At 66.0% G+C, this 26,515-nt stretch carries 28 protein-coding genes; 16 read left to right on the forward strand and 12 right to left on the reverse strand.

All coding sequences use genetic code 11. The annotated features are described in order from the left end of the window. Window positions 1-25: 25 nt before the first annotated feature. Entirely contained in the window at window positions 26-1,528 is a 1,503-nt protein-coding gene (locus OG326_RS36150) for an MFS transporter (protein ID WP_327141606.1), read from the reverse strand. 118 nt (window positions 1,529-1,646) lie between these two features. Here OG326_RS36150 and OG326_RS36155 point away from each other — a divergent pair, with 118 nt between their 5' ends. The 7 genes from OG326_RS36155 to OG326_RS36185 all read left to right on the forward strand — a co-directional run bounded on the left by OG326_RS36155 (window position 1,647) and on the right by OG326_RS36185 (window position 8,098). Next, entirely contained in the window at window positions 1,647-2,321 is a 675-nt protein-coding gene (locus OG326_RS36155) for a TetR/AcrR family transcriptional regulator (protein ID WP_327141607.1), read from the forward strand. Window positions 2,322-2,355: 34 nt separating this feature from the next. Continuing rightward, complete coding sequence (locus tag OG326_RS36160; protein WP_327141608.1) at window positions 2,356-3,654, forward strand: D-arabinono-1,4-lactone oxidase; 1,299 nt, start codon at window positions 2,356-2,358, stop codon at window positions 3,652-3,654. Between the two features lie 103 nt (window positions 3,655-3,757). After that, window positions 3,758-3,949: a hypothetical protein gene (locus tag OG326_RS36165; protein WP_327141609.1), complete on the forward strand. Its 192-nt coding sequence runs from the start codon at window positions 3,758-3,760 to the stop codon at window positions 3,947-3,949. 9 nt (window positions 3,950-3,958) lie between these two features. Then, a complete protein-coding gene (locus OG326_RS36170) occupies window positions 3,959-4,258 on the forward strand; it encodes a hypothetical protein (RefSeq protein ID WP_327141610.1) in 300 nt (99 codons plus the stop codon). A gap of 89 nt (window positions 4,259-4,347) precedes the next feature. Continuing rightward, window positions 4,348-5,916 (forward strand): BCCT family transporter, encoded by a 1,569-nt coding sequence (locus OG326_RS36175; RefSeq protein ID WP_327141611.1) that lies wholly within the window; start codon window positions 4,348-4,350, stop codon window positions 5,914-5,916. 125 nt (window positions 5,917-6,041) lie between these two features. After that, complete coding sequence (gene mscL, locus OG326_RS36180) at window positions 6,042-6,455, forward strand: large conductance mechanosensitive channel protein MscL (protein WP_327141612.1); 414 nt, start codon at window positions 6,042-6,044, stop codon at window positions 6,453-6,455. A 92-nt stretch (window positions 6,456-6,547) separates the two neighbouring features. Continuing rightward, entirely contained in the window at window positions 6,548-8,098 is a 1,551-nt protein-coding gene (locus OG326_RS36185; RefSeq protein ID WP_327141613.1) for an MFS transporter, read from the forward strand. Window positions 8,099-8,134: 36 nt separating this feature from the next. On the opposite strand, the gene OG326_RS36190 is transcribed toward OG326_RS36185, so the two are convergent. Both OG326_RS36190 and OG326_RS36195 read right to left on the reverse strand, forming a co-directional pair. Then, window positions 8,135-8,812, reverse strand: coding sequence for a CDGSH iron-sulfur domain-containing protein (locus tag OG326_RS36190; protein WP_327141614.1), 678 nt, complete (start codon window positions 8,810-8,812; stop codon window positions 8,135-8,137). A gap of 4 nt (window positions 8,813-8,816) precedes the next feature. Next, a complete protein-coding gene (locus OG326_RS36195) occupies window positions 8,817-10,121 on the reverse strand; it encodes a YhgE/Pip domain-containing protein (RefSeq protein ID WP_327141615.1) in 1,305 nt (434 codons plus the stop codon). A 79-nt stretch (window positions 10,122-10,200) separates the two neighbouring features. Between OG326_RS36195 and OG326_RS36200 the strand changes: the two genes are divergently transcribed. The 3 genes from OG326_RS36200 (at window position 10,201) to OG326_RS36210 (ending at window position 12,216) form a co-directional block, all read left to right on the forward strand. Beyond that, window positions 10,201-10,806, forward strand: a complete 606-nt coding sequence (locus OG326_RS36200) for a TetR/AcrR family transcriptional regulator (protein WP_327141616.1) — start codon at window positions 10,201-10,203, stop codon at window positions 10,804-10,806. A gap of 87 nt (window positions 10,807-10,893) precedes the next feature. After that, window positions 10,894-11,523, forward strand: coding sequence for a TetR/AcrR family transcriptional regulator (locus tag OG326_RS36205; RefSeq protein ID WP_327141617.1), 630 nt, complete (start codon window positions 10,894-10,896; stop codon window positions 11,521-11,523). A gap of 30 nt (window positions 11,524-11,553) precedes the next feature. After that, a complete protein-coding gene (locus OG326_RS36210) occupies window positions 11,554-12,216 on the forward strand; it encodes a DUF4132 domain-containing protein (protein WP_327141618.1) in 663 nt (220 codons plus the stop codon). On the opposite strand, the gene OG326_RS36215 is transcribed toward OG326_RS36210, so the two are convergent. The 5 genes from OG326_RS36215 to OG326_RS36235 form a co-directional block, all read right to left on the reverse strand. Next, window positions 12,192-13,649, reverse strand: coding sequence for an FAD-binding protein (locus tag OG326_RS36215; protein WP_327141619.1), 1,458 nt, complete (start codon window positions 13,647-13,649; stop codon window positions 12,192-12,194). The genes OG326_RS36210 and OG326_RS36215 overlap by 25 nt on opposite strands. After that, on the reverse strand, window positions 13,646-14,137 hold the full coding sequence (locus tag OG326_RS36220) for a VOC family protein (RefSeq protein WP_327141620.1): 492 nt from the start codon (window positions 14,135-14,137) through the stop codon (window positions 13,646-13,648). Before OG326_RS36220 ends, OG326_RS36215 begins: the two co-directional genes overlap by 4 nt. Before the next feature lie 98 nt (window positions 14,138-14,235). Next, window positions 14,236-14,490: a hypothetical protein gene (locus OG326_RS36225; RefSeq protein WP_327141621.1), complete on the reverse strand. Its 255-nt coding sequence runs from the start codon at window positions 14,488-14,490 to the stop codon at window positions 14,236-14,238. 120 nt (window positions 14,491-14,610) lie between these two features. Beyond that, window positions 14,611-15,291 carry a VC0807 family protein gene (locus OG326_RS36230; protein WP_327141622.1) on the reverse strand — a complete coding sequence of 227 codons (681 nt, stop codon included), beginning with the start codon at window positions 15,289-15,291 and terminating at the stop codon, window positions 14,611-14,613. Between the two features lie 125 nt (window positions 15,292-15,416). Beyond that, on the reverse strand, window positions 15,417-15,854 hold the full coding sequence (locus OG326_RS36235; protein ID WP_327141623.1) for a MarR family winged helix-turn-helix transcriptional regulator: 438 nt from the start codon (window positions 15,852-15,854) through the stop codon (window positions 15,417-15,419). A gap of 63 nt (window positions 15,855-15,917) precedes the next feature. On the opposite strand from OG326_RS36235, the gene OG326_RS36240 reads away from it, so the two are divergent. Beyond that, entirely contained in the window at window positions 15,918-16,997 is a 1,080-nt protein-coding gene (locus OG326_RS36240; protein WP_327141624.1) for a substrate-binding domain-containing protein, read from the forward strand. A 41-nt stretch (window positions 16,998-17,038) separates the two neighbouring features. Here OG326_RS36240 and OG326_RS36245 read toward each other — a convergent pair whose 3' ends face one another. Next, window positions 17,039-18,763, reverse strand: a complete 1,725-nt coding sequence (locus tag OG326_RS36245; RefSeq protein ID WP_327141625.1) for a purine-cytosine permease family protein — start codon at window positions 18,761-18,763, stop codon at window positions 17,039-17,041. Window positions 18,764-18,985: 222 nt separating this feature from the next. On the opposite strand from OG326_RS36245, the gene OG326_RS36250 reads away from it, so the two are divergent. After that, window positions 18,986-19,267 carry an FmdB family zinc ribbon protein gene (locus OG326_RS36250; RefSeq protein WP_327141626.1) on the forward strand — a complete coding sequence of 94 codons (282 nt, stop codon included), beginning with the start codon at window positions 18,986-18,988 and terminating at the stop codon, window positions 19,265-19,267. 14 nt (window positions 19,268-19,281) lie between these two features. Further along, window positions 19,282-20,535 (forward strand): formamidase, encoded by a 1,254-nt coding sequence (fmdA, locus tag OG326_RS36255; protein ID WP_327141627.1) that lies wholly within the window; start codon window positions 19,282-19,284, stop codon window positions 20,533-20,535. Between the two features lie 21 nt (window positions 20,536-20,556). On the opposite strand, the gene OG326_RS36260 is transcribed toward fmdA, so the two are convergent. Both OG326_RS36260 and OG326_RS36265 read right to left on the reverse strand, forming a co-directional pair. Then, window positions 20,557-21,879: an MFS transporter gene (locus tag OG326_RS36260; protein ID WP_327141628.1), complete on the reverse strand. Its 1,323-nt coding sequence runs from the start codon at window positions 21,877-21,879 to the stop codon at window positions 20,557-20,559. Window positions 21,880-21,986: 107 nt separating this feature from the next. Next, window positions 21,987-22,511 carry a PadR family transcriptional regulator gene (locus OG326_RS36265; RefSeq protein ID WP_327141629.1) on the reverse strand — a complete coding sequence of 175 codons (525 nt, stop codon included), beginning with the start codon at window positions 22,509-22,511 and terminating at the stop codon, window positions 21,987-21,989. Window positions 22,512-22,607: 96 nt separating this feature from the next. Between OG326_RS36265 and OG326_RS36270 the strand changes: the two genes are divergently transcribed. Together OG326_RS36270 and OG326_RS36275 are read left to right on the forward strand one after the other, a co-directional pair. Next, on the forward strand, window positions 22,608-23,165 hold the full coding sequence (locus tag OG326_RS36270) for a hypothetical protein (protein ID WP_327141630.1): 558 nt from the start codon (window positions 22,608-22,610) through the stop codon (window positions 23,163-23,165). Next, window positions 23,162-24,484: a carotenoid oxygenase family protein gene (locus tag OG326_RS36275; RefSeq protein WP_327141631.1), complete on the forward strand. Its 1,323-nt coding sequence runs from the start codon at window positions 23,162-23,164 to the stop codon at window positions 24,482-24,484. The genes OG326_RS36270 and OG326_RS36275 overlap by 4 nt, the downstream gene beginning before the upstream one ends. Before the next feature lie 56 nt (window positions 24,485-24,540). On the opposite strand, the gene OG326_RS36280 is transcribed toward OG326_RS36275, so the two are convergent. Beyond that, complete coding sequence (locus tag OG326_RS36280; RefSeq protein WP_327141632.1) at window positions 24,541-25,479, reverse strand: alpha/beta hydrolase; 939 nt, start codon at window positions 25,477-25,479, stop codon at window positions 24,541-24,543. Window positions 25,480-25,780: 301 nt separating this feature from the next. On the opposite strand from OG326_RS36280, the gene OG326_RS36285 reads away from it, so the two are divergent. Continuing rightward, window positions 25,781-26,485: a tat pathway signal sequence gene (locus tag OG326_RS36285; protein ID WP_327141634.1), complete on the forward strand. Its 705-nt coding sequence runs from the start codon at window positions 25,781-25,783 to the stop codon at window positions 26,483-26,485. Window positions 26,486-26,515 lie beyond the last annotated feature (30 nt).

The following is a 26,515-nucleotide window of genomic DNA, read 5'->3' on the forward strand; positions in this document are numbered from 1 at the left end:
GGGGTGCAGGTTTTCCAGGCAAATCTCAGTGTGCCAGAACGGGTTCGCCCTCGGAGGGGACCGGAACCTTGTTCGGCATGATGAGTCCGGTGACCACCGCACCCACCACGAAGATCGCGGCAGCCCACCAGAACGCGGTGGTGTAGCTCTGCACCGCGGCCTCGGCCAGCGCCGCCGGCGACGCGCCATGGTCGGACACGTAGTTCCCGAGGGCCGTGGCGGCCAGCGTGCTCAGCAGCGCGGTACCGATGGAACCGCCGACCTGCTGGCTGGTGTTCACCATGGCCGAGGCGACACCGGCGTCTTCGTGCTCCACCCCGGAGGTGGCGCCGATGAACGCGGTCGACATCGCGGTACCGAGGCCGACACCCATCAGGATGAGGCTGGGCAGGATGTGGCTGGCGTACGCGGTGTCCACGCCGATCCGGGTCAGCAGCGCCATACCCAGTGCGGCGAGCAGGAATCCGGTCACGACGGTCACCCGCGGGCCGACCCTCGGCACCAGCAGCGACGGCACGGTCGTGGAGGACACCACCATGCCCGCGACCATCGGCAGGAAGGCCACGCCGGTCATGATCGGCGAGAAGCCCAGCGACTGCTGCATGTAGTAGGTCAGGAACAGGAACATCGCGAACATGCCGATGCCGATGGAGAACACGGTCAGGTAGGACGCGGCCCGGGTGCGATCGAGGATCACGCGCAGCGGCAGCAGCGGATGTGCGACCCGCGTTTCCAGCCAGACGAACACCGCGAGCAGCACCACGCCGCCGATGAGGAAGGACAGCGTCGTCGAGTTGGCCCAGCCGTCGGTCTCGGCCTTGGAGAAGCCGTACACGATGGCGAACAGCGCGGCGCTCACCGAGAGCGTGCCGGGCAGATCCAGCTTCGGACGCTGGGTGGCGGTGTGCTTGGCGAGCAGCATGACCGCACCGACCAGTGCGATGGCGGCGAAGACCAGGTTCACGTACATGACCCAGCGCCACGAGGCCCATTCGGTCAGCGCGCCGCCGAGCAGCAGTCCGAGAGCGCCGCCGGCGCCCGCGATGGCGCCGAAGATGCCGAACGCCTTGGCGCGTTCCTTGGGCTCGGTGAAGGTCACGGTCAGCAGTGACAGTGCGGCGGGGGCGAGCAGTGCGCCGAAGACGCCCTGCGCCACGCGAGCGCCGACCAGCACCTCGAAGCTACCGGCGGCACCGCCGATGGCCGAAGCGCCGGCGAAGCCGATCAGACCCACGATGAAGGTGGTCCGGCGGCCGAAGAGATCGGAGAGTCGTCCGCCGAGCAGCAGCAGGCTGCCGAAGGCGAGCGCATAGCCGGTGACCACCCATTGCCGGTCACCGTTGGAGAAGTGCAGGTCGGCCTGTGCGGCCGGGAGTGCGATGTTCACGACGGTCGCGTCGAGCACCACCATCAGCTGCGCCACGCCGAGTACGGCGAGCACCCACCAGCGCAGGGCATGCGAGCCACGGCGACCGTCTCCGGTCGTCGGCGCGGCCACTGCCTTCTCTTTCTCGAGAGCTGTCGTCATGGTCGTTTTCCTTGTCCCCTAGGATTAGCGGAGAGGCCGTCTCCGTTTACCGGTTAAAGCTATCATCTAAACGGAGATATACCCTCCGGATAATCCCGGCCCCTGTTAGGATTACGGTGTGAATCACGTCACCACCGCGCCCCCACCGCGCCGTTTGCGCGCGGACGCCGCGCGCAATCAGCAACGCATCATCGCGGCCGCACGCGAACTCTTCGCCGATCGCGGGCTCGAGGTCACCCTGGACGATGTGGCCGAAAGAGCGGGCGTCGGCGTCGGCACCGTCTACCGCCGGTTCGCGAACAAGCAGGAACTCATCCTGGAAGTGTTCGACGCCATGGTCACCGAGCTGGCCGCCGCGGTCGAGCTCGCCCTGCACCACCCCGACCCGTGGCAGGGCCTGGTGGAACTGTTCGAGTACTCCTGCCGTCATATGGCACTCAACCGCGGCTTCGGCGAGGTCGTGCTGGAGATGCACGACAGTATGGACCGTTTCGTCTGCATGAAGGAGCGCGTCCAGCCCGGCATGCAGGCCGTCATCCGCCGCGCCAAGGAGGCGGGCGCACTGCACCCCAGCGTCGAGGCGGGCGATTTCTTCGCCATGGTGAACATGGTCGACGGTGTGGCCGGCTTCGCCCGTTCGGTCAATACCGATGTGTGGCAGCGCTATATGACCATCGTCCTCAACGGCGTCCGGGGCGACGGCGTCCCGCGCCTGCCCCTCACCCAGCGCGCACTGACCGACAGCGAGGTCGAACGCGCCAAAGAAGCGATGTGCACTAGCCGCAAACGGTAGCGCTTCTCACACCTGTCGGTTTAAAGTTGGTCGCATGACCAACTCTTGGGCGAACTGGGCCGGGGATCAGGGCTGTTCTCCGGCGTCCATCGCCGACCCGGGCACGCCCGAGGAAGTCGCCGCGGTGCTGGCACGCGCCGAGGCAGCCGGGCATACCGTGCGCGTCGCCGGATCGGGGCATTCCTTCACCGATACCGTGCTGACCGACGGCACGCTCATGCGCCTGAACAAGCTCGACAAAATTCTGTCGGTGGATCGGACTGCCGGGCTGGTGCGCGTCGAAGCCGGCGCCACGCTGAACGCCGTCAGCAATGCGCTGCATCCGATGGGGCTGGCGTTCCCCAATCTCGGTGATATCGATGTGCAGTCCGTCGCGGGCGCGACCGCCACCGGCACCCACGGCACCGGGGCGAAGCTGCAGAATCTTTCCGCCGCACTGCAATCGGTGGAGCTCATGCTCGCCGACGGCAGCCGGGTCGAGCTCAACGATCAGACCGATCCGGACGGCTGGCGCGCGGCGCGCGTGAATGTGGGCGCGCTCGGCGTGGTCACCGCCGTCACCCTGCAAATGGTGCCGTCCTTCGTGCTCGAAGGGGTGGAAAGACCGGTGCCCGTCGAGGAGGTCCTCGAGGACCTCGACACCTATGTCGACGGCAATGAGCACTTCGAGTTCTATATGTTCGCGCACAGCCCGCTGGCAATGACCAAGCGCAACAATCGGGTCCAGCTGCCGGAGCAGCCGCGCGGCAAGGCCGTCGACTGGTTCTCCGACATCCTGATCTCCAACTACACCTTCGACGCGCTGTGCAAGCTCACCCGGCGCAATTCGAGTCTCATTCCCTACGTGCAACGCGCCGCGGCCTTCGCGGGCAGTTACCGCCGCCAGGTGGAGCGTTCCTACCGAGTCTTCGCGACCACCAGGCTCTTCCGCTTCACCGAGATGGAGTACGCCATCCCGCGCGAGCACTCCGTCGACGCGATTCGCGAGATCAAGGATGTCGCCAAGCATTTCGACACCGTCATGCCGATCGAGGTGCGGTGGGTCGCGCCCGATGACGCCTTCCTGTCCCCCGCCGGTGGCCGCGACACCTGCTATATCGCGGTGCATCAGTACCAGGGCATGGACTACGAACCGTATTTCCGCGCCTGTGAGCGCGTTTTCGATCGCTACAACGGCCGCCCGCACTGGGGTAAGCGGCACTTCCAGACCGCCGAGACGCTGAGTCAGCGGTATCCGGAGTGGGAAAAGTTCGCCGATGTCCGCAAGCGCTTCGACCCGCAGGGCCGATTCACGAATGCCTACATCGAGCGCGTGCTGGGCCCTATCGGCTGAGTTATGATCGGTTGCTGAAAGATCGCTGAACGTAGCGATTCTGCTCGTCGAACTGTCCTGGATGTACGCCCGACCCGGGCGTGACCACACGTAGGAGGTTTCGATGTCTGATTTCAACGACAAGATCAATGATGCGACCGATCAGGCTAGGGACGCCGCGAAAGATGCCGCGGACAAGGCCGAGGGCATGGGCGATCAGATGAAGGACCGCCTCGAGCACGCGGGCGAGGACGTCAAGGAGAAGGTCGGCGGCTTCGTCGACAAGATGAAGGAAAAGCTCGGCGGCTCGAAGTAGCGGGCCGCCATGCCGACACCTGACGAACTCGGCGATTCCGCCGAGGGTCTGGCCGATAAGGCCGGAGTCGCCGCCGGGCAACTCGCCGAAAGGGCCAGCGGCGCGGCCGCCGAGCTCGCCGACCGGGCCAGCACCGCGGCGGCCGACCTCGCCGATATGGCGAAGGCGTTCGCCGACAAGCTCAATACCGAGGATATGCAGGGCACCCTCGAACAGGTGCGCGCCAACCTCGAGCATGCGGCGCAGGACGTCATGGCGGCGGTCAACGAGATCGTCACCGCCATGAAGGACAGGGTCAGCGGTAAGTAGTCGAGACAACCCCGATCCCGGGCTGCGGCCGGGGTCGGGGTTTTCCGCATCGGAGCCCGATCCCCCGAACTCGACAGAGGACACTCCACGTGAGCGCACCGAGCAAACCCTCCGGCTCGACTCCGATCCATTCACGAGCAGCAGTGGCGCCCAGGGTGTTCTGGCCGTCGGCCCTCGTGGTCACGGCATTCACGGTGTACGCCATCGTCTTTCGCGATACCGCCGCCCGGCAGGCGAAAGCGCTGCAGGACAATGTGATCGGCGGATTCGGCTGGTACTACATCGTCCTCGTCTCGCTGTTCGTGGTCTTCGCGATCTGGCTGGGCGTGGGACGCTTCGGTGGCATCCCGCTCGGCCCGGACGGCGAGCAGGCCGAATACTCCATCGGCGCTTGGCTTTCCATGCTCTTCGCCGCGGGAATGGGCATCGGCCTGGTGTTCTGGGGCGTGGCCGAACCGCTGTTCCACTACGACGATCCGCGGCCCGGCGTCGGGCCCTCGCCCGCGCAGCGCGCCGACTCCGCCATGGTGCAGACCTTCCTGCACTGGGGAATCCACCCCTGGGCGATCTATGTGGTGGTCGGGCTGGCGCTCGCGTATTCGATGCATCGCAAGGGACATCCGGTCTCCATCCGCTGGTCGCTCGAGTCCCTGCTGGGCGACCGGATTCGCGGCTGGTCCGGCGATGTCATCGATATCGTGGCGGTCATCGGCACCGTCTTCGGTGTGGCCACCTCGCTGGGGCTGGGCATTCTGCAGATCTCGGCGGGCCTCAATTATCAAGGCTGGCTGCACGAGCCGGGCAAGGGCCTGCAGGTGGTGCTGATCATCGTGGTCACCGCGCTGGCGACCGTGTCGGTGGTGACGGGTGTGGACAAGGGCATCAAGCTGCTGTCCCAGGCGAATATGGGTGTGGCCGGATTGCTGCTGCTGTACGTGCTGGTGGCCGGGCCGACGCTGTTCATCGTCAATGACCTGGTGCAGAATTTCGGCTCCTATATCCAGTCGCTGCCCAAGATCAGCCTGTACACCGGCGCGACCGAGGGCCCGAGCGGTACCGCGTGGACCCAGCAGTGGACGGTCTTCTACTGGGGCTGGTGGATCTCCTGGGCGCCGTTTGTCGGCGTCTTCATCGCGCGCATCTCACGCGGCCGCACCGTGCGCGAATTCGTGGCCGGGGTGCTGCTGGTGCCGACGCTGCTGACCTTCGTCTGGTTCGCGGTGTTCGGCGGGGCGGGCCTGCATCGGGAAATGTTCGGCGGCGGTGGACTTGTCGGGCCGGACGGGCCGGACCGCGACAGCGCCCTGTTCGCCATGCTGAATACGCTGCCGGGCGGCAGCATCACCGCGGGGCTGGCCATTCTGGTGATCGTGCTGTTCTTCGTCACCTCGGCCGACTCCGGAGCGCTGGTGGTGAACATGCTGTCCTCGGGCGGCAATCCGAATCCGCCGATCTGGAGCCGGGTGTTCTGGACCTGCGCGCAGGGTGCGGTAGCTATTGCGTTGCTACTTGCCAGTGGAACCGGCATTGCCGCACTCACGACACTGCAGACCGTGGCAATCCTGATCGCACTGCCGTTCAGTGTGGTCATGGTGGCCATGTGCTGGGCACTGGTCCGTACCTTCCGGGGCGAGCAGAGTCCGGCACGCCCGGACTGATCACAAACTGACCAGGATGTGACGGTGACCAATCGGGGCGTGCCATGTTCCGAAGGCGGAACCGGCACCCCCTAGACTTCGGCGCAGAAGATTACGGATTCGTCACGGATTGGATTTCCTGCGTCATGCTCAAGGGCTTCAAGAATTTCCTGATGAGGGGCAATGTCATCGATCTGGCGGTCGCGGTGGTCATGGGTACCGCCTTCACCGCCATCGTCACTTCGGTGACAAAAGGGCTGGTAGAGCCACTGCTGGCCACGGCGGGAGGTAATAGCGAATTCGGCCTGGGCTTCCAGATCCTGGCGAACAAGCCCTCGACCTTCGTGGCGCTCGGGCCGATCATCAGCGCCGGCATCAATTTCGTGACGGTCGCGGCGGTGCTCTACTTCGTACTGATCCTGCCGATGACGCATCTCAAGTCGCGGCTCGTCAAGCCGACCGTCAAGGCCGACCCCACCGAGCTGGAACTGCTCGCGGAGATCCGCGATCTGCTCGCCACGCAGCGGTCCGAGAAGACCGACGAGCTCGACAACCGGTAGCAGCGTTTTCCGCCGCCTCCCAGGAACGGCGATAGGGTGCTTGCCAGAGCATTGCTGGCACATCGTGAGTACCTATCGGAGGAGGCGGGAACGTGGGTCGCATCCCACCCCGGCAGTTATCGCAGGACCTGCCCGACAGCAGTCGTGCTCCGCTTCCCGGTCGCTGGGCGATGCTCGCGGTGCTGTGCGCGAGCCTGCTGCTCGTCGCCATGGACGCCACGATCCTGAATGTGGCGCTGCCGTCGCTGATCGACCATATGGATCCCAGTCCCATGCAGCAGCTGTGGATCGTCGATCTCTACGGCCTGGTGCTGGGCGGTCTGCTCATCACCTGCGGTGCGATCGGTGATCGATTCGGCCGCAAGCGCCTGTTCATCGCCGGCTTCCTGCTGTTCGGCCTGGCCTCGGTGGTCGCCGCCACCTCGCATACGCCCATGCAGCTGATCGCCGGGCGCGCGCTGCTCGGCGTCGGCGGCGCCATGGTGATGCCGTCCACGCTCTCGATCATTCGCACAATCTTCACCGACGATCACGAGCGCACCCAGGCCATCGGCATCTGGGCCTCGGTGGCGGGCGCGGGAGCGGCCGTCGGGCCACTGGTCGGCGGGCATCTGGTGCAGTCCTTCGGCTGGTCCGCGGCCTTCTGGCTGAATGTGCCGGTGGTGGTGTTCACCGTGGTGGCCGGACTGTGGCTGCTGCCGGAATACCGTGCGCCGCAACAGGGTCGGCTGGACTGGTTCAGCGCGGCGCTCTCGGTGCTCGGCATCGTCGCGCTGGCGTGGGGCATCAAGCATGTGGCCAAGGGCAATCCGGCGCCGGTCGATCTCGTGATCCTGGTCGCCGCGCTGCTGCTGCTGGGGTTGTTCACCTACCGGCAACTGAGGTGTCCCGATCCGCTGCTGGATGTGCGGCTGTTCCGCAATCGCGCTTTCACGGCCGCGGCGCTGGCGACGCTGCTGGCCATGCTCGCCATCGGTGCGGCACTGTTCCTGATCTCGTTGTGGCTGCAGTACATTCACGGCTTCACGCCGTCGGAAGCGGGACTGCGCACCCTGCCCGCGGCGGTGGCCATGCTGCTCGGATCGCTGTCGACGCCGTGGCTGCTGCAGCGGATCGGCGTGCGCGCCCTGATGGGTTTCGCACTGGGTGCGGTCGCCGTGGGTTTCGCGGTGCTGGCGGCTGTACCGGACACCACCTATCCGCTGGTGGCGCTGGTGCTGTTCACGCTCGGTCTCGGTGACGGGCTCGCAATCACCACTGCCGCAGCGGTTCTGGTGTCCGCGGTGCCGCCGGAGCGCGCCGGAATGGCGGGCGCGGTGGAGGAGACCAACTACGAATTGGGCATCGGCCTGGGTGTCGCCCTGCTGGGCAGTATCCACGGCCGGTTGTTCGTCTCACATATGACGGATCTGCCGCTGCACGGTGAGCAGCTCGATACCGCGCGCGGTTCGGTCGGCGGCGCGGCCTATGTGGCGGATCAGGTCGGCGGACCGGCCGGGGCGCACATCCTCGACATCGCCCAGCACGCCTACGATTCCGCCCTCACCACCACCTCGTGGATCTCTGCTGCCATGGTGGGCGCGGTGGCGGTGCTGACGGTGGTGCTGGTGCCGCGCGGTTTCACGGCCACGTCCGCGCACTGAGCGGTTCGGGGCCGAAAGTCGTTCGGCCCCAATCGGTCAGCCCGGGGCGTCGGTGAAACCGATGGCGGCGTGGCTGCCGTCGCAGAACGGCTTGTTGCGCGATGCGCCGCAGCGGCACAGCGTCACCCGGTTCCGCACCTCGTAGTCGGCGCCGTCGGCGGCGGTGACCTGAATGCCGCCGCGCACCCACAGCGGTCCGCTGACGCCCTGAGCCGGATCCTCGACCAGCGCAATGGATTTCGGAAGTTCTGGCTCCAATGCGGTGCGCTCGGCCAGATTCCAGGCGACCAGGCGACCGGACGGGCAGTCCTGCGATTGCTGCCTGGTGGCCGCGGCGGCCTGTGCTCCCGGCTGTTCGACCAGATTCCAGACCTGGCCGTCGGCATCGCAGAAGCGGGCGAACGCGCACAGCTGCTGCGCGTCGGTCAGGGTGACCTCGGGGCCGTCCTGTTCGGTGGCCTGCGCGAGATACGGTGCGCGCGTGGCGACTTCGGCGCCGTCGAAACCGATCTTGGCGTGTGTGCCGTCGCAGAACGGTTTCTTGCCCGATTGGCCGCAGCGGCACAGGCTGTAGCTGTCGCCCGGCGTTTCTACCGGCGCACCCTCCACCCACTCCCGCGAGGTGCCCGCGTCATCGGTGCCGATGGTCTGTGTCGCGAGCGGGACCGCGCCGGTGACGCGATACGGGCCGTTCTCGGTAACCCTGATCTGCACAGGACTACTCCACCAGCACCTCTTCATCGGGCTTGTGCGACACGCCGAGTCGCGACAGGCCGCGCAGATCGTAACTGTGGGTGGCGATCGCGCCGAGCAGTAGACCGGCGGTGAGACCGAACAGCGTCATCCACAGACCGGTGCTCAAACCGGCTTCGAGGTGTCCGTCGAAGTAGAGCAGCGAGCGCACGGCCAGGTAGATCTGGTGCATGGGTTCGAAATTCGCGAGGAACGCGATATAGCGCGGGGTCGCCTCGATGGGGATGGTGCCCGAGGAGGACGGCAGGCCCAGCACCACGAACACGATCATATTGATCAGCAGACCTGCGGTGCCGAAGGCGGCCAGCACCGACAGGCCCGTCACGCAAACCGCGATGATGGCGAGGGTGCCGTAGAGGAACAGCGGCAGCACGTGCTCGATCGGCATATCGAGCAGCGTCGCGATGCCGAGGAACACGCCCGAGGAAATCGGCGCGATCACCACCGCCATGGCCCACTTCACCAGCAGGGTGCGCCAGCGCGAGATGGCCACCGGCGGAATGTGCCGGTACCAGGGGCCGTATTCGGCGGGCACATAGCCGAGCACATTGTCGACCATGGAGTGGATGATCATGGCCCCGCTGAATCCGATGAACAGCAGGATAAGGGTGTAGAAGAAGGCCGACAGGCCCTGGCCGGTGCCCTCGGGCAGCGGATGGAAGGCGCTGACGCTGACATCGATCGGCTTGGCCAGCTGCAATCGGGCCGCACCGCTGAGTTCGGTGGGCGCCGCGCCCGGGGCGGGCTGCAGTTTCGCCTTGACCTGGCCGGTGAGCTGGGCGCCGACGGTGTCGTTGACCTGGGCCATGGCCTGATCGGTGACGCGCTGCACGATCGATGCGGAGTAGGTGCTCGCACGGGGATTGGTGTGCACGGTGATGACGGGCCGATCGATATCACCGGGCACCACCGAGGCGGCGGCCAGAATGGTGAGCCGCTTGGTGAAGTCGCTCGGGATGACGATTTCGCCGTAGAGGCGTCCGTCGGACAGCAACCGCTGGGATTCGCTGATGCCGATCACCCGCAGGTCGATCTTGTCGGCCGGAATCTTCGAGGTCAGCGCGTCGGTGATCTGGTTGCCGATATTCATCGGCTTGCCATCCAGAACATCGCCATTGTCCTGATTCACCAGGGCGATGGGGAAATCGTGCAGGTTTTTCTCGGGATCGGAGGTGTATCCCAGGTACATCGTCCCCATCAGCGCAGCCAGCAGGGTGACCACCAGGACCGGTCCGATCCAGCCGCGCAGCGGCACACTGTTTTTCGTCATAACACTGGCAAATGTAGGCACTGACAACAAAGTAGTCAATGCCAACATCCCGGAGTGTGTCCGATATCCTGCACTGACCATGTCTCGTCATGACACCGCCGTCACCCAGCGCTCGTATCACCACGGCGACCTCCGAGCCGAACTCCTGCGCCGTGCCGAAGCGCTGCTGCGCCGCGGCGGGATCGACGGGCTCTCGCTGCGGCAGCTCGCCCGCGATACCGGCGTCTCGCACGCCGCCCCGAGCCGCCACTTCCGCGATAAGCAGGCGCTGCTGGACGCACTCGCGGTCGCGGGTTTCGAAAGACTCGGCGCCTCCTTCGAAATCATCGCGGCCTCCGGCACGCTGCTGGAGCGCGTCACCGCCGTGGCGCGGGCCTATATGCGCTTCGCCATCGACAATCCGGAATTGCTGGCGGTCATGTTCGCGCGCAAGAGCCGACAGACCCCGGCCATCGAGGCGGCGGTGGGCAAGGCGCTCGCCACGCCGTTCGCCATGATCACCGACGGCCAGGAGCTCGGCGAGGTGGTGGCCGGTGATCCGCGGCGAATCTGCCTGTCCGCCATGGCGGCACTGCAGGGGCTGGCGACGTTCGTCGGCTCGGGCTTCGTGACCGCCGAGGATGCGGACGGGCTGTTCGAGGAAACCGTGACCCACATGTTGGACGGTTTGCGTCCCCGTCGCTGAATTCCCGGCACTCCCCCGTTACCTTTGGTGCGGACTATGGGAGAGCGTCATACACCGAAGGCAGGCAGTGAAACCCGAGGGCAGCCAGTGACCATCGAGGGCAGGCAGTACGGCGGCAGAGCCGTCACCGAGCGGAAAGCCGAACGCCGGCAGCGTTTTCTCGACGCCGCCATCCAGATCTTCGGCGACCGCGGCTACGCCAACTGCTCACTCGCCGATGTCTGCGCGGCCGCCGGACTGTCCAAGCGCCAGTTCTACGAGGAGTTCGCCACCCGCGAGGACGTCCTCGTCGCCGCCTACGACCAGATCCAGGACGCAGCGGCCGCCGCCCTCGCCGCCGCCCTGAGCACCCTCGGCCCCGACCCGGACCCCCGCGAGACGGTCACCCTGGTGCTGTCCGCCTTCCTCGAATCAGTCGGCGCCGACCCCTACCGCGCCAAGGTCGCCTTCGTCGAAGTAGTCGGCGTCAGCCAAGCCATGGAAGAGCACCGCCGCGCTCGCCGCCACGTCTGGATCGCCACCATCCGCGCCGCCCTGGAACCCCTCGCCGGCCCCGGCGCCCGCATCCGCGGCAATTCCGACATGGCAGGCAGCGCCCTGATCGGCGCCGTCAACGGCCTCGCCCACGAATGGCTCCTGTCGGACCCCCGCCCCCCGGTCAGCGAACTCGTCGACATGCTTGTCCCCATTGCGGTTTCGCTCATAGTCAGCGACTGACACCCACTGACGGCAGACGGAAGGGCGTGGGTGACCGGTATGGCAACCGAGCAGATACGGCGGCTCGAGTCCGCCATGGTCGATGGCCGGCGCTGGCGGGCCGATGCCTTTCGCACGCTTGTGGTCGAACATCCGGTGCTGGGACCGGTTGCGCGACAACTGGTCTGGGCGATTTTCGATGCCGACGGTGCGGCGGCCGGATCGTTTCGGATCACGAGTGACCGCGACCTGCTCGATGTCGACGGGACCCGACCGGAGCTACCGGCTGATGCTTTGATCGGTATAGCCCATCCGCTGCACCTGGGCGGCACGCTCGAGCAGTGGCGCGGGCTCTTCGCGGGTGAGGCAGTGCGCCAGCCGTTCGACCAGCTCAATCGGGGTGTGTATCGGTTCACGCCGGAGGAGGCGGCCGCCGATGAGCTGGTTCGCTTCGTGGATCGGCGGGTGCCAACCAAACGAATCTATGGTGTGCAGCAACAGGGTTGGGAGTTGTCGCATACTGCCCTGTTTCGGCGGTTCACTCCGAGGCGCGAGGTGATGGTCACGCTGACGCCGGGGATTCAGGGTGGTTATCGGTATGAGGTCGAGGAGCAGCGCATTGTGGCGGTGCGGCTCCGAGGCGGGGAGTTCGGCGTGCTGGATGCCGTGACCGCCTCGGAGCTGCTGCGTCAGTTGGAGCGGCTGGCGGCGTGACGGCCGGTGCGGCGGCCGAAGAAGGATCCGGAGCCGAGTTGGGTGCCGCTGGCGTAGCCCTTGCCGTCCTGGGCCAGGGTGGAGCCGTTCGCGCCCGCGGCGTACAGGCCGGGGACCGGTGAACCGTTGTCGCGCAGTACCTCTCCGTTCACGGAGGTCCACAGCCCACCGAGGGTGAATCCGGCGTACAGCGCCTTGCCCAGGGTCAGGTCGAACGCACCCCAGGGACCGTGGTCCTGCGGTTGCAGCCATTCGGCGCCCTTGTGGAAGTCCGGATCCTCACCCTTCGCGGCATGCGTGTTGTACCGATCGAGCGTGGATTGCAGTGCCTCAGAGGGGATTCCGAGCCCGGCGGCCATCTCCTCGACGGTCTCCCAGCCGTCGATGAACGGGGCGAGGGGGAAGTTCGGCCGCTCCATATGCTCCGAGTCGACAATGAGATACGCTGCCGCGCCGGGCTGTTCGAGCGCGAACGCCGAGGTGCGGGAGTGGTAGGAGTCCTCGGAGACGAAGCGCTTGCCCTCGCGATTGACCACAATGCCGGTCAGCAGCTTGGACGGCGGGTACACCGGCGCGGTCACGAACGCCTGATCCATATTGCGCGTCGCGGCCCCGGCCGAGACGCCGAGCCGGATGCCGAGTCCGTCGTCGTAGGTGGTGCCGAGCACAAACGGCTTCTCGGCGAGCTGCGGCACATGTTCAGCGACCATGTCCGAATTCATGACGAACCCGCCGGCGGCGAGGACCACCGATGTCGCCCGCACCGCACCGGTTTCGCCGGGCCGCCGCCATTTCACGCCGATGATGGCGCCGTCGGCATCGGCGATCAGATTGGTCACCCCGGTCTCGTACTGCACCTCGACCCCGAGCTGCGCGGCGCGCTTGACCAGCAGTTCGATCACCAGCGCCGCACCCTGGGTATCACCGGGCACCGGCACCTTGTGCCCGCGCGGGGCCGGTACGGCCTGCTCGCGGTACGGCCAGACCTTCTCGTTGCCGGTGTACATCAGCCCCTGCGTTCCGGGCTGGATCACCGCCTTCTCCGGGTAGTAGCTGCGCTCGAATTCGAAGCCGAGCCCCTCCAGCCATTCGAAGTGCGCGGTGCTGCCGTCGCAGTAGGCGCGAATCTTCTCCGGCTCGGGTTCGCGGGCCACCGCCATCAGGTACTTGTACATCTCGTCGGCCGAATCGGCGTGCCCGGTCGCCTGCTGGACCGCGGTGCCGCCGCCGAGATAGAAATGCCCGCCGGCCAGCGCCGTGGTACCGCCGGCAACCGCCGCGCGCTCGAACACCAGCACCCGCGCACCCTGCGCGGCGGCCTCCACCGCCGCGCATCCGCCGGCGATGCCGAAGCCCGCCACCAGCACATCCACTTCGGCGGTCCACTCGGTAATCGACTCCGCCGCAATGATTTCCGGTATCTGTGTGCTCACTGCGCTTCCCTCTTGATCTGTTCGAAGAACGTCCGCATATTGATACCGACCTCCGCGAGTTCGAGGAACGGCACCCCGGAGTCGGCGCCGTCCAGGTAGGCGAACCGCATCTGCCCACCCATGGTGCCCTGCTGCACCACGGGAATGCCCGCCGCGGCAGCTTCCTGCAACGCGATATCGAAGTCGTCCGGTTCCATGCAGATGTGGTGCAGCCCCGGCCCGTTCTGCTCCAGGAATTCGGTATAGATCGAGGTCCCGCGGACCGGCTGGATCAGCTCGAGCTGCGTGTCACCGCTGTAGGACAGTGAGATATGCGCCGTGAAATCCGCGGGTTCCCCACGGTAGGTACAGGTTTCGGGCCCGAAATGGATATCCGGCATCCGGGTCCAGCGCTGCGCCCCGAGCGCTGTGCCCAGGAACTTCTCGGTCTGCCCCACATCGGCGACCACCCAGGCGATCTGGGTGACGGGCCCCTTCGCCACGCTCATCACTGCTCCGTTCGACGTTCCAGTGGCCGCCGCTCGCGCAGAGCCGCGCGCCACCCATCACCGGCAGTTAATCACAGACGCTTAAATTTGCAGCCACATCACTCACCGCCGCCCACATCGCCCATGGCCGTCCAGCCCTGATTACTGACCCCGTAGAAGATCGCCACCAGCAGGAACAGCACCAGCGCCACCACCGGCTGCACGAACCCGATCGCCGTGCACACCGCGTAGACCACGATCCCCGGCCAGGCCCGCCACCCTTCGTGACGCGCGAACGCCGCATCGAATCCGGGGCGGAACATCTCCGGCCGCTTCGCCAGCCGCCACCACATGGGCGCCCAGGGGATGGTCATCAGCACACCCACAATCCCGTACAGCGTCACCGCTCTCGGAAGGAAATACCACTGAGAGTGGATCGGACCATACGACAAAGGCCCGGTCCATCGGACCGGGCCCGCGTACTGCCGTTCGCGCTATTCCGCGTTCTTGCGCACCCGCTTGATCGTGCGCGCGCTGATCATCATGAGCGTCGTGATGGTGACCACGATGAGCACGGTGCCCAGCCAGGCCATGGTGTGGATCGGCAGTTGGTATGCGAGCACTACGCGCAGGATCGCCTCGGCGAGCAGCCCGACGCCCCAGAGCACCGCGAGGTTCCGGTAGCTGCGCCGCGCGTCCGGATCGTTCTCGTAGGTCGACTCCAGAATGGGCAGCCGGTGCGGAGCCGAGGTGGCCACCGCCTTGCGCGCCGCCGCATAGGTGAGCGGCTTGCCCAGCATGGCGCTGATCAGGAAGGCGAGCCCGATGACCGCCGTGCCGAACGAATCTTTGATGATCATGATGCGGGGATCGCCGCTGATCAGCGAGCCGACGAGGCCGATGACGAAGACCGCGAGCACAAGCGCGGCCATGGCGTCGAGTTTCCGCGCCCGAATCGCCGGAATGCCCACCATCACCGCCGAGACGATCGCACCGGCCAGCAGGGCGATGAAATCGGAGTATCCGAGCCAGTGCAGAACGAAGTAGGCGAGCGTCGGAATCGCGACATCCCGCAGAATCGGAGCGAGCATCCGACCGATACCCGGGCGGGCCGGCTCCGGCGACGTGGCGGACTGCCCGTGCGATGCGATCCCGGTGGTTTCGATGGCGGCCATTTCGGCGACTCCCCTGTTAGTTCGACTGTGCGCTACCGGAAATGACGCTACGGACGAACGGGCTCCACGAGATCTGCCAACCATCACCTCCTCGCCATGACAACTGTCATGCCGGGCAGCGAACGTCAGACGGGTGCGGACTCGGTCGTGTGCACCCGGTCGATCAGGGTGGTCAGGGCCCGGGGCAGGCGACTGTCGGCGCCGAGCAGATCCAGGCCGCTCTCACCAATGGCCTTGCTCATCACCTGGTAGGTGATCAGGCCGCGACGGGTCGGGAAGACGAGCACGCGGCGGCGGTCGGCATCGTCCACCTTGCGGTGCACCAGATTGTCGGAGATCATCGCGTCGATCAGGCGCGTGAGGCTGGCGCCGGTGAGCAGGGTGGCCTCCGCGATCTGCGACATGGAGCGCCCACCTCCCCCTGCGACGGCGCCCAGCACATGCCACCGACCGACGGAGGTTTCCCCGATGCAGGCCGCGATCGCGCGATCCAATTCCTGTGATGCCAGGCGCACCAGTCGCGCCAACTCCTCCAGCGCGGCGGGCGCAGTGCTATCGTCCACCACAGCACTATATACAACGCCGTATGGTAAAGATTCAAATGGAAATATACGGTGGTGATTTCCATGGCACCCTTGGTTTCTCGCACCGCGCGCACAACGGTGGATATCGCGCTGGTCGTTCCACTGAGCGGGCCCGCGGGCATGTTCGGGCCGTCCTCGGAGGCGTGCGCCGCGCTCGCCGTCGAGGACATCAATGCGATGGGCGGCATTCTGGATCGCCCGGTGCGGCTGCATCCGATCGATTCCGGCGCGCCACTGCCGCAATTGGCCGACCGGATCGGCCGGATGGTCGATCGCGGTGAGATAGACGGTGTGGTCGGCTGGCATCTGTCCAATGCCCGCAAGGTCATCACACCGCAGACCGCGGGGCGAATTCCCTACGTCTACACCACTTTCTACGAGGGCGGCGAGAATTCCGACGGGGTCTACATGGTCGGCGAAACCCCCGATCAGCAGCTGTTCCCGGCATTGCGCTGGCTGCGTAGCGAATTCGGTATCCGGCGCTGGTGCGTGATCGGCAACGATTATGTGTGGCCACGCGAAACAGCGCGGGCAACAAGGGAATTCACGGCGGGCACCGATATCGATGTGGTCGGCGAAGAATACATCCCGCTGGGCAGCCGGCGTTTCGGCCGCGCCCTCGAGCTGATTCGCCATTCCCCGGCGCAGGGCGTCCTGCTGTTCATGGTCGGCGCGGACTGCGCGGCCTTCAATCGGGCCTTCGCACGCGCCGGTCTCGACGACGGCAGACTGCGGCTGAGCATGATGATCGGCGAAGATGTCCTCTACGCCGGTGGACCGGACAGCACCCGCGGATTGCACACCGCCTCAGGCTATTTCGAAAGCGTGGTCTCGCCCGAGGGCATGGATTTCGGCAGCCGCTACGTCCGCCGCTTCGGCACCTGCGCGCCCGCGCTGAACAATATCGGCGAATCCTGCTACGAGGGCATGCTGCTGTTCGCCTCCCTCGCCGAAGCCGCCCGCAGCCTGGACCTGCGCACCATCGAAAGACATGCCGCGCAGGTCAGTTACGGCGGCCCGCGCGGTGAGGTCCGGGTGCGTGGTGCGCACACCACGCAGCCGGTCTTCCTCGCCGATGCCGACGCCCTGCAATTCAGCGTCCTGGCCGAGCTCAATACCTGAGACCGTGAACCCGTGGGGGCCATGGGTTCACGGTCGCGGCATCAGCCGACCACGGACGGCTGCTGCAATCCGAGGCGCTCGGCGTCGGTGGTATCGCGATAGGCCGCCGATTGGCACTGCTCATGGCAGTTCTTGGTGAGCGTGCAGGTCAGCGAGGAGATGGGCCCGCCGTGGAAGGGGCAGTCGTGCACCATATCCGGGAGTTCGTAGCGCTTGCCGTCCACCACATCCAGCAGGGTCTGGCCCGCCCACAGCGGCTCCTTCTCGATTTCCTCCCGCAGCGGATTGGGCCGGGCCAGATAGTACTTCCCGCCCGTGGCCAGGGCGATCAGCGGTGTGAGCACCAGCGCGATGGTCAGTGCGAGATAGGGCGACCAGGCCTCGAGGAACGCGCCGAAGGCGCCGAAGTAGGCGGCGATCGATACCGCCGAACCGGCGAGCATGGAGCCGAAGCCGACCGGGTTGATCGGGTACAGATACGCCCGCTTGAATTCGATATAGGGCGGGCTGATCTTCAACAGCCCCTTGTTGATCACCAGATCCGCGACGATCGCGCCGATCCAGGCGATAGCCACATTCGAGTAGAAGCCGAGGATCGTATTCAGCACCGTGAACATATTCGCGAGCATGAGCGTCAGCGCGATTCCGATGTGCAGCACCAGCCACACCACGCGCCCGGGATGGATGTGCAGCACCCGGCTGAAGAAGTTGGACCAGGACAGCGAACCCGAATACGCGTTGGTGACATTGATTTTGATCTGCGAGAGCAGCACCATGACGGTCGCGACGGACAGCGCCGCGGCATGGTTGTGGATCATCGAGCCGTAGCTGCCCAGGAACATTTCGACCGGCTCGGTGGCCCGCGTGAAGCCCACCTGCCCGGCGATATAGAACGCGAGGAACGCGCCGCACAGCTGTTTGGCCGCGCCGAGAATCACCCAGCCGGGCCCGGCCGACAGCACCGCCGCCCACCAGCGCAGCGGCGGCGTCTCGGACTTCTCCGGCATGAAGCGCAGGTAGTCGACCTGTTCACCGATCTGCGCGATGAGCGAAAGAGCTACGCCCGCACCGGATCCCACCGCGATCGCGCTGATGCGATCACTGCCGCCGTTGCCCGCCCAGGACAGGAAGCCCTCGAAGCCGTGCGGATCGCTGATGGCGATCATGACCAGCGGCGCGGCGAACAGGATGAGCCACAGCGGCTGGGTCCAGACCTGGAATTTCGCCAGCGCCGACATGCCGTACAGCACAAGCGGAATAATGATCAGCGAGCCGATCAGATAGCCGAATACCAGCGGTAGATGGAAGGCCAGATGCATGGCCTGCGCCATGATCGCGCCCTCCAGCGCGAAGAAGATGAAGCAGAAGCTGGCATAGATCACGCTGGTCAGGGTCGAGCCGAAGTAGCCGAAACCCGCTCCGCGGGTGAGCAGATCCATGTCCAGGTTGTATTTGGCGGCGTAGTAGGCGATCGGGATGCCGGTCAGGAAGATGGTCACGGCCGCCACCAGGATGGCGATCACCGCGCTGGCGGCGCCGTGCGTGACGGCGATCGAGGCGCCGATCGAATAGTCCGCCAGGTAGGCGATGCCGCCGAGCGCGGCGATGGAGCAGGCCATCGGGCTCCAGCGGCGAAAGGACTTGGGCGCGTAGCGCAGTGAGTAGTCCTCGATATTGTCCTTGGCCGCCCAGGCCTGGAAGCGGGTCCAGCGGGTCGGGGGCGGCGCGGCGGGATCTACCGGCGCAGACGAGGCGGTGCTGCTCATCGGGGGTCTCCTAGCTAGAACGCCGCGGCGAGGCTGGGGGTCGCGGCGAAAACAGACGCTAGGTGGAATATTTTCAGATGACTATAATCCGAATGAAAGTTAACTCACGCGATACCGGGCTCGTTCGCCGTAATACGAAGTTCACGCGCCGGTTCCGCTGCGGAGACATCCGAGCCTTTGTATCGTCTCCGTACGGAATACATTCGTTTGAAACTAAATGAGGTGAGCGTGCCCCTCTACGAGTTCCGCTGCCGCGACTGCGGCAGCTTCGACCGCAGCTACTCCATGGCCGAGGTGCCGGCCGCCGCGGACTGCCCCGACTGCGCGGGTGCGAGCAGGCGGCAGCCGGGCGGGGCCTTCGTCCGTCCCGGCTCCGCCGCCGCCCGGCTCATCGACGCCACCACCCGTACCGCGAGCGAGCCCGCGGTGGTCGGCGCCCCGGCCGGGCGCGGCGGCGCGCCCGTCACCCGGAATCCGTTGCACCGCAAGCTTCCCCGTCCCTGAGAAGGAGTGCTGTCATGCCCGAGTTGCTATTCCCCCTCGATTCCCGCAAGAAGTTCACCGAGCAGCAGTTCGTCGGCCACAACCGCTGGCATCCGGACATTCCCGCGCCGGTGACCGTGAAGCCCGGCGACGAGTTCCGGGTGCATGTGCGCGAATGGTTCGACGGCGCGATCCACAATGACGACAGCGCCGAGGATGTGCTGAACGCGCCGCTGAGCACCGTGCACTGCCTGTCCGGTCCGTTCGCGGTGGAGGGCGCGCAGCCCGGCGATCTGCTCATTGTCGACATCCTCGATATCGGCCCCATCCCGCAGGAGGATTCGGGCCCGCTGGCCGGCCAGGGCTGGGGTTACACCGGCATCTTCCCCACCGACAACGGCGGCGGTTTCCTCACCGAGCACTTCCCCGACGCCTACAAGGCGATCTGGGATTTCAGCGGCCACACCGCGACCTCGCGGCACGTGCCCGGCGTGAAGTTCACCGGCATCATGCATCCGGGACTCATGGGCACCGCGCCGTCGGCCGCCCTGCTGTCCAAGTGGAATGCCCGCGAGGGCGCGCTGATCGCCACCGATCCGATGCGCGTACCGCCGCTCGCGCTGCCGCCGGAACCTCGCGACGCGATTCTCGGCTCGCTCCGCGGATCCGAATTCGACCGTGCCGCAGCCGAAGCCGCGCGTACCGCACCGCCGCGCGAGAACGGCGGCAACCAGGACATCAAGAATTTCACGCGGGGCAGCCGCGTCTTCTATCCGGTCTTCGTGGACGGCGCCAAGCTCTCGGTCGGCGATCTGCACTTCTCGCAGGGCGACGGTGAGATCACCTTCTGCGGCGCCATCGAGATGGGCGGCTTCATCGATCTGCGCGTCGATCTGATCAAGAACGGTATGGAGCTGTACGGCGTCAGCGAGAACGCCATCTTCATGCCGGGCAACGAAGGCCCCAATTACACCGAGTTCCTGGCCTTCTCGGGCACCTCGGTCACCCTCGGCGGCGAACAGCGCTACCTGGACTCACAGCTGTCCTTCGAACGCGCCTGCCTGCACGCCATCGACTACCTCACCAAGTTCGGCTACAGCCCCGAACAGGCATACCTGCTCCTGGGCGCCGCTCCCATCGAAGGCCGCTTCTCCGGCGTCGTGGACATCCCGAATTCCTGTGCCACCGTGTACATCCCGACTGCCATCTTCGACTTCTCGATCACGCCCACCGCGGGCGGCCCGGTCACCATCGACCCCGGCATGGGCGCACCCCGCGCCACCCGGTGACCGATACCCTCCGGTCGGCGGCTACCCGGCCGCCGATTGGAGGGTGGCGCCCTTGGTCTCCGGGGCTCCCCAGATACAGATTCCGAAGCCGACCGCGGTCAGGCCCGCGGCGTACAGGAATGTCGGACCCATGCCCAGGTGATCGAGTGACCAGGGCAGCAGATAGGTGCCCAGGGCCGCGCCGATGCGGCTGACAGAGGTGGCGATGCCGACGGCGGTGGCGCGAATGTGGGTGGGGAACAGCTCGTTCGGATAGGTCCAGTCCAGGACGTTCGGGCCGCCGCAGAAGAACGCGTACAGGCACAGCATGACGAAGGCCAGCATGGCGGGCATGCTCGGCCAGACGCCGATGAACAGCACCGGGATGATCATCAGGCCGAAGCACCAGATGATGGTCGGGCGGCGGCCGACGGTATCGATGAGCCGCATGGCGGGCAGGCAGCCGATCAGGAAGACCAGGCTGATCAGACCGACGCCCAGGGTGTCCATCCAGGTGCCCGAGGGCATGCCGAAGGATTCCAGAATCTGCGGGCCGAAGGTCAGCATGGCGAACAGCACCGCGACCTGGCAGACGAAGAATCCGCAGCAGAACACAATGCGCTTGCGGTATTTCGGGCCGAACAGCTCCCGGAGCGAACCCTTCTGCTCGGAGTGCTTTTCGACCAGATCGTCCGGATCGACCCGTACATGCAGGTACTTCTCCACCATGGCCGCGGCCTTGTCCGCCTTACCGTGCTCGGCCAGCCAGCGCGGCGATTCCGGGGCGGTGCTCTGCCGGATGATCAGGAAGAACGCGCACAGCACCGCGGCGCTCGCCACCTGCCACCGCCAGCTGCCGTTTCCACCGAAGGTCAGCAGCAGATAGCCGACCACATAGGCCAGCACGGAACCCATGTACCAGGCGATGATCTGGAAGCCGAGCAGTTTGCCGCGCTGTTTGATCGGCAGCCACTCCCCCAGCAACGAGGTGGCGATCGGATAGTCGGCGGCCACCGCCATGCCGAGCACAAATCGTAGAATGACTATGAGCCAGGTGGATTCGGCCCAGAACGACAGGATCGAGCACAGTCCCATGACAACCAGGTCGGCGGTGTACATGACCTCTCGCCCGAACTTGTCGGTGAGGATGCCGAACAGCGCGCCGCCGATGAACATGCCGACCAGCGATGCCGCACCGATCAATTGGGTATCGCCGGTGCTGAGATTCAGTTCGGCCGTCATACCGATCAGCGCGGTGCCGATAATGCTCAGAATATAGCCGTCCAGCAGCGGGCCACCCGAGCAGGCGATCGACAGCCGCCGGTGAAATCCGGTGAAGGGTGCGTCATCGATAACGGTGGTCACTTCAGCCCTCCCAGAGACGACCCGGCAAACACCTTGACACAGCGAATAATTAGCAAATGCCGCGAACTTACCCTCGCGGCGCCCCGCTGTGAGGTGCTGACACGCCGTTACGGGTTGCGCTCCGGGATCTGCTCGAGGGCCCACTTCGCCCATTCCTGGTTCATGGCGTAGTAGCGCTCGCCCCACTCCATGGCAATGCGGCCGTAGACGGACAGGTTGCTTTCGTCCCAGTCGATGCTGGCCTCGAGGCTGTGCAGATCGTCCTGCGCCCGTGTGGTTCCGGCGCCGATCTCGGACAGGTATTTTCGCGCCTGCGCCTGGCTGACGGCGCCGAGGAAGAATACGCGCATCAGCATTTCATTGCGCGCCACCCGTTTCGGCGCGGTCTCGGTCAGCCAGTGCCGCAGTTCGGCCAGGCCCTCGTCGGTGAGGGTGTATTCCTTGCGGCCGCGCGCACCCTCGTCCGATACCGAGATCAGCGCACTGTCGGCGAGTTTGGTGAGCTCGGTGTAGATCTGACTCTGCGTGGCGGGCCACACCGACGCCAAGGACTTCTTGAACCGTTGCAGCAGGTCGTATCCGCTCGCGGGATGGTCGGCCAGCAGGCCGAGCAGGGCATACCTCAGGCTCATAGCGATCATCCTACATTCCACTATTGACATGTCGAACACGGACGCTCTACCTTCGACATGTCACAATAGGAATGTCACGCCGAGGAGCTTTCGACGATGTCCTACCTGCGCACCTTCGCCCCCTGGATCGTCTACGCGATTATCCCCGCCCAGTACTGGAAGTGGGCCGCCCTCATCGCCTTCGGCATCTCGATCGCCGGAATCATCCGCCAGACCCGCGCCGGCCAGAAGTGGGACGCACTGATCATCGACATCGGCTCCGCGGTCTTCTTCGCGGCGCTGACGGTGCTCGCCTTCGCCGATCCGGACACCGCGCTGCACCCCTACACACCGGCGCTGTCCTCGGGTGTACTCGCGCTCATCGCGGGAACCACACTCGCACTGCGCAATCCGTTCACCCTGGCCATCGCCAAGCAGAGCACCCCGCGCGAACTGTGGGAGCATCCGGGATTCCTCCGCACCAATTACGTCATCACCTGGGTGTGGACCGCGAGTTTCGTCATCGGCTGCGTGGCGCTCACCGCGCTCGCCCATTCCTCCTCGGGGTTGCGCACCGCCGTCCAGGTCGCGGCCTTCGCGATCCCGGTCGCCTTCACCCTCACCTACGTGGCCCGGGTGCAGGCCCAGGCGAAGAAGCTGGTGGATCCGTCATGACCATGTCCCCGCCGTATCTGACCGGAAACTACGCCCCGGTCACCGAAGAACTGACCGCACAGGAACTTTCGGTCACGGGCCGCATTCCCCCGGAGCTGTCCGGGTGGTATCTGCGCAACGGCCCCAACCCGCACGAGGCCGCCTCCAGCCACTGGTTCGTCGGCGACGGCATGGTGCACGGCGTCCGCCTGGAAGCCGGTCGCGCCGTGTCCTACCGCAATCGCTGGGTGCGCACCACCAGCTTCACCGACGGCGCCAGCCCCTACCGCGGCGACGGCACCCGTGATCTGACCGCCGGTGTGGCGAACACCCACGTCATCCGGCACGCCGGGCGCACGCTCGCACTGGTCGAATCGTCCTACCCCTACGAGCTGACCAGCGAACTGGACACCGTGGGCCCCTACGATTTCGACGGCGCCCTGCACACCGCCATGACCGCGCACCCGAAAACCTGCCCGCGCACCGGCGAACTGCACTTCTTCGGCTACGAGGTCACCGGGCCGCCGTTCCTCACCTACCATCGGGCCGATGCCACGGGCAAGCTGCTGCTGAGCCGCCCGATCGAGGTCCCCGCGGCGACCATGCACCACGATTTCGCCCTCACCGCCGAACACGTCGTATTCATGGATCTCCCAGTGGTTTTCGAACTGGATGTCGCCAAAACCGGTGCCGGAATGCCGTTCCGGTGGCGCGAGGACTACCAGGCCCGGCTCGGCGTCCTGCGCCGCGACGACCCGCACGGCACGATCGCCTGGTTCCCGATCGACCCCTGCTATGTCTTCCACTCCCTCAATGCTTTCGACGAAGCGGGCCGGATCGTCCTGTACGTCATGCGCTATCCACAGCTGTGGCGCACCGGATCCGATTCGTTCACCGCGGCATCACTGTGGCGCTGGACTGTCGACCCGGCCACCGGCACGGTGCGCGAGGAGCAGCTCGATGACCGCGCCGCCGAATTCCCGCGCATAGACGACCGTTTGACCAGCCTCGACTCCCGCTTCGGGCACGCCACCATCTCCGGCAATGCCCGAGAATCCGGCGAGGGCGGCGCACTCGTCCGCTACGACCTGCTGACCGGCGCGAGCACCACGCACGAATTCGGCACGGGCCGCGTACCGGCCGAAGCCGCCTTCGCTCCCGCCGACGAAAACCCCGGCGGCAGCGGATATCTCATGACCTACGTGTACGAAGCCGCCACCGATCGCAGCGATCTGGTTATCCTCGACGCCGCCGATCTGTCGGCTCCGCCGGTGGCCAGTGTGCATCTGCCGCGCCGTGTTCCCTACGGCTTCCACGGCAGCTGGCTGGCCGATCGGTAGTACCCGAAACGAGGGCCCGGTCCGCTTGGACCGGGTCTTTCTCACTCCCGCCTTTCTCAATCCTGCAGTGCCAGGCGCAGATCCGTGAGCCAGCGCTGCCGAGTATCGCGCGCCAGGCGAGTGTGCGAGGCATGCAGCTCGAAGAAGTGCCAGGCGCCCGGAACATTGTGAACGGTGACCGGAATTCCGGCGTCCATCAGGCGGCGGGCGTAGTCCAGTCCCTCGTCACGCAGCGGATCCATATCGCACACCAGCACGAAAGCCGGTGGCAGCCCGGACAGATCGGTGGCGCGGGCCGGGCTGGCGTAGACCGGAACGGCGGTCACGTCCGGCAGGTAGTTCCGGTAAGTCCGCGCAATCGAGGCGCCGTTGACAATGCGGGGATCGGTGATGCGCCGGGCCGATTCGGTGTCGTGCCGATCGTCGACGGTCGGAATGTACAGCGACTGATAGGCAATGGCCGGGCCGCCGCGATCACGCGAGAGCAGGGTCAGCGAGGCGCTCAACCCGCCGCCGGCCGATTTTCCGGTCACCGCGATGCGGGTGTCGTCGATCCCGAGTTCGTTCGCGGACTTCGCCATCCACTCCAGGGTCGCGTAGCAGTCGTGCAGCCCCGCCGGATAGGGATGCTCCGGGGCCAGACGGTAGCCGACCGAAATCGCCACCGCACCAACCTCTTCCGCAATATCGATGGCGGTGCGGTCGCCTCCCGGCGCGGAAGCGCCGAAGGCGAAGCTGCCGCCGTGGATGTGCAGCACACCCGGCAGCGGGCCGGTCACACCCTTCGGCCGGTAGACGCTGATCGGAATCCGATTGCCGTCCGGGCCGTCGATCTCCAGATTGTCGATGGTCACGCGCGAGGTATCGATGGGCAGCAGGTCCATTGCGGCCTGGAAGTTCCGCCTGGTTGACGCGATATCGGCGAAGGAATCCGCCCGGTCGGGCAGGCCCGCCAGGATCTCGGCGAGCTCGGGATGCGCGGTCACGGTGGTCATCTCTACTCCAATAGTCTCAGCGATACCGTTGCAATGGGACTAAACCTATAGTCTCAGTGAGATGGTGTCAATATCGAGCTCGCGCCTACTCCCTTCCAGCGGGCGGATCGGCTAGGTTCGGGCGATGAGGCGGGGCATTGTCGGCATTGCTCTCGGTGCGTCGGTGCTACTCGCCGGGTGCTCGATAGGCGATGCCGGGCGCGTGGCAGCACCGACGTCCAGCACACCGCCGCCGCCGACCATGTGGGCCCCGACAACGAAGATGCCGCTGCCAGCACCGTGCCCGCCATTGGATTGCGATATGCGAGAACGCATTTCGGCGGTGAACGAGTATCTGGCATCGCGGCCCGGCACCGTCGGATATGTCATCCGCGATCGCGTGGGCGGCGGAACCTTCCGCAATAACAATGCGGGCACACGCATCTGGGCGGCCTCGACCATGAAACTCGCCATGGTCGTCGATCTCTTCACCCGAGCGGACGCGGGTTCGATCACCCTCTCCGCCTCCGATCGCGAGAATATCCAGCGCATGCTGCACAGCTCGGACAATGACGCCGCCGATGCACTGTGGCAGCGCTATTCGGGCGCCGATCAGACCGAATACAACACCGGCTTCACGCAATACGGGATGACCGACCTGCGCCCGCAGACCGCCGAGCCGTACTGGGGCCTGCAGAAATGCACCGCCGATGACCTGGACCGGCTCATCGTGCACGCGCTCACCGCACTCCCCGAGGCCGACACCGCGTATCTCGTCAAGCAGATGCAGAATGTCGACCCGGTCCAGCAGTGGGGCGTCTGGGGCGCGGGCGCGGCCGAAGAGCCGGGCAATAAGGACGGCTGGTCCGAGGAGGACACCGGCTGGGTGATCAACTCCGTCGGTTTCGCCGGCCCCGGCCAGCGCTACACGCTGGCGATCATGAACTCACTCGGCGGCGCCGGCGGGTACGACGAGGGTGTCGAAACAGTCACCCATGTGGCCGCACTACTGCTCGCCGACCGCTGAGGATCAGCGGTTCACGGACACCGGATGTTC

The sequence above is a fragment of the Nocardia sp. NBC_01327 genome, from assembly GCF_035958815.1.
Taxonomy (GTDB): domain Bacteria; phylum Actinomycetota; class Actinomycetes; order Mycobacteriales; family Mycobacteriaceae; genus Nocardia.

What these genes read in the sequence shown, in the direction of transcription:
- OG326_RS36150 (WP_327141606.1), bottom strand. Translation starts at nt 1,528, where the DNA reads ATGACGACAGCTCTCGAGAAAGAGAAGGCAGTGGCCGCGCCGACGACC.
- OG326_RS36160 (WP_327141608.1), top strand. Translation starts at nt 2,356, where the DNA reads ATGACCAACTCTTGGGCGAACTGGGCCGGGGATCAGGGCTGTTCTCCG.
- OG326_RS36165 (WP_327141609.1), top strand. Translation starts at nt 3,758, where the DNA reads ATGTCTGATTTCAACGACAAGATCAATGATGCGACCGATCAGGCTAGG.
- OG326_RS36170 (WP_327141610.1), top strand. Translation starts at nt 3,959, where the DNA reads ATGCCGACACCTGACGAACTCGGCGATTCCGCCGAGGGTCTGGCCGAT.
- mscL (WP_327141612.1), top strand. Translation starts at nt 6,042, where the DNA reads ATGCTCAAGGGCTTCAAGAATTTCCTGATGAGGGGCAATGTCATCGAT.
- OG326_RS36195 (WP_327141615.1), bottom strand. Translation starts at nt 10,121, where the DNA reads ATGACGAAAAACAGTGTGCCGCTGCGCGGCTGGATCGGACCGGTCCTG.
- OG326_RS36200 (WP_327141616.1), top strand. Translation starts at nt 10,201, where the DNA reads ATGTCTCGTCATGACACCGCCGTCACCCAGCGCTCGTATCACCACGGC.
- OG326_RS36220 (WP_327141620.1), bottom strand. Translation starts at nt 14,137, where the DNA reads ATGAGCGTGGCGAAGGGGCCCGTCACCCAGATCGCCTGGGTGGTCGCC.
- OG326_RS36225 (WP_327141621.1), bottom strand. Translation starts at nt 14,490, where the DNA reads ATGACCATCCCCTGGGCGCCCATGTGGTGGCGGCTGGCGAAGCGGCCG.
- OG326_RS36230 (WP_327141622.1), bottom strand. Translation starts at nt 15,291, where the DNA reads ATGGCCGCCATCGAAACCACCGGGATCGCATCGCACGGGCAGTCCGCC.
- OG326_RS36240 (WP_327141624.1), top strand. Translation starts at nt 15,918, where the DNA reads ATGGCACCCTTGGTTTCTCGCACCGCGCGCACAACGGTGGATATCGCG.
- OG326_RS36245 (WP_327141625.1), bottom strand. Translation starts at nt 18,763, where the DNA reads ATGAGCAGCACCGCCTCGTCTGCGCCGGTAGATCCCGCCGCGCCGCCC.
- fmdA (WP_327141627.1), top strand. Translation starts at nt 19,282, where the DNA reads ATGCCCGAGTTGCTATTCCCCCTCGATTCCCGCAAGAAGTTCACCGAG.
- OG326_RS36265 (WP_327141629.1), bottom strand. Translation starts at nt 22,511, where the DNA reads ATGAGCCTGAGGTATGCCCTGCTCGGCCTGCTGGCCGACCATCCCGCG.
- OG326_RS36270 (WP_327141630.1), top strand. Translation starts at nt 22,608, where the DNA reads ATGTCCTACCTGCGCACCTTCGCCCCCTGGATCGTCTACGCGATTATC.
- OG326_RS36275 (WP_327141631.1), top strand. Translation starts at nt 23,162, where the DNA reads ATGACCATGTCCCCGCCGTATCTGACCGGAAACTACGCCCCGGTCACC.
- OG326_RS36280 (WP_327141632.1), bottom strand. Translation starts at nt 25,479, where the DNA reads ATGACCACCGTGACCGCGCATCCCGAGCTCGCCGAGATCCTGGCGGGC.
- OG326_RS36285 (WP_327141634.1), top strand. Translation starts at nt 25,781, where the DNA reads ATGCGAGAACGCATTTCGGCGGTGAACGAGTATCTGGCATCGCGGCCC.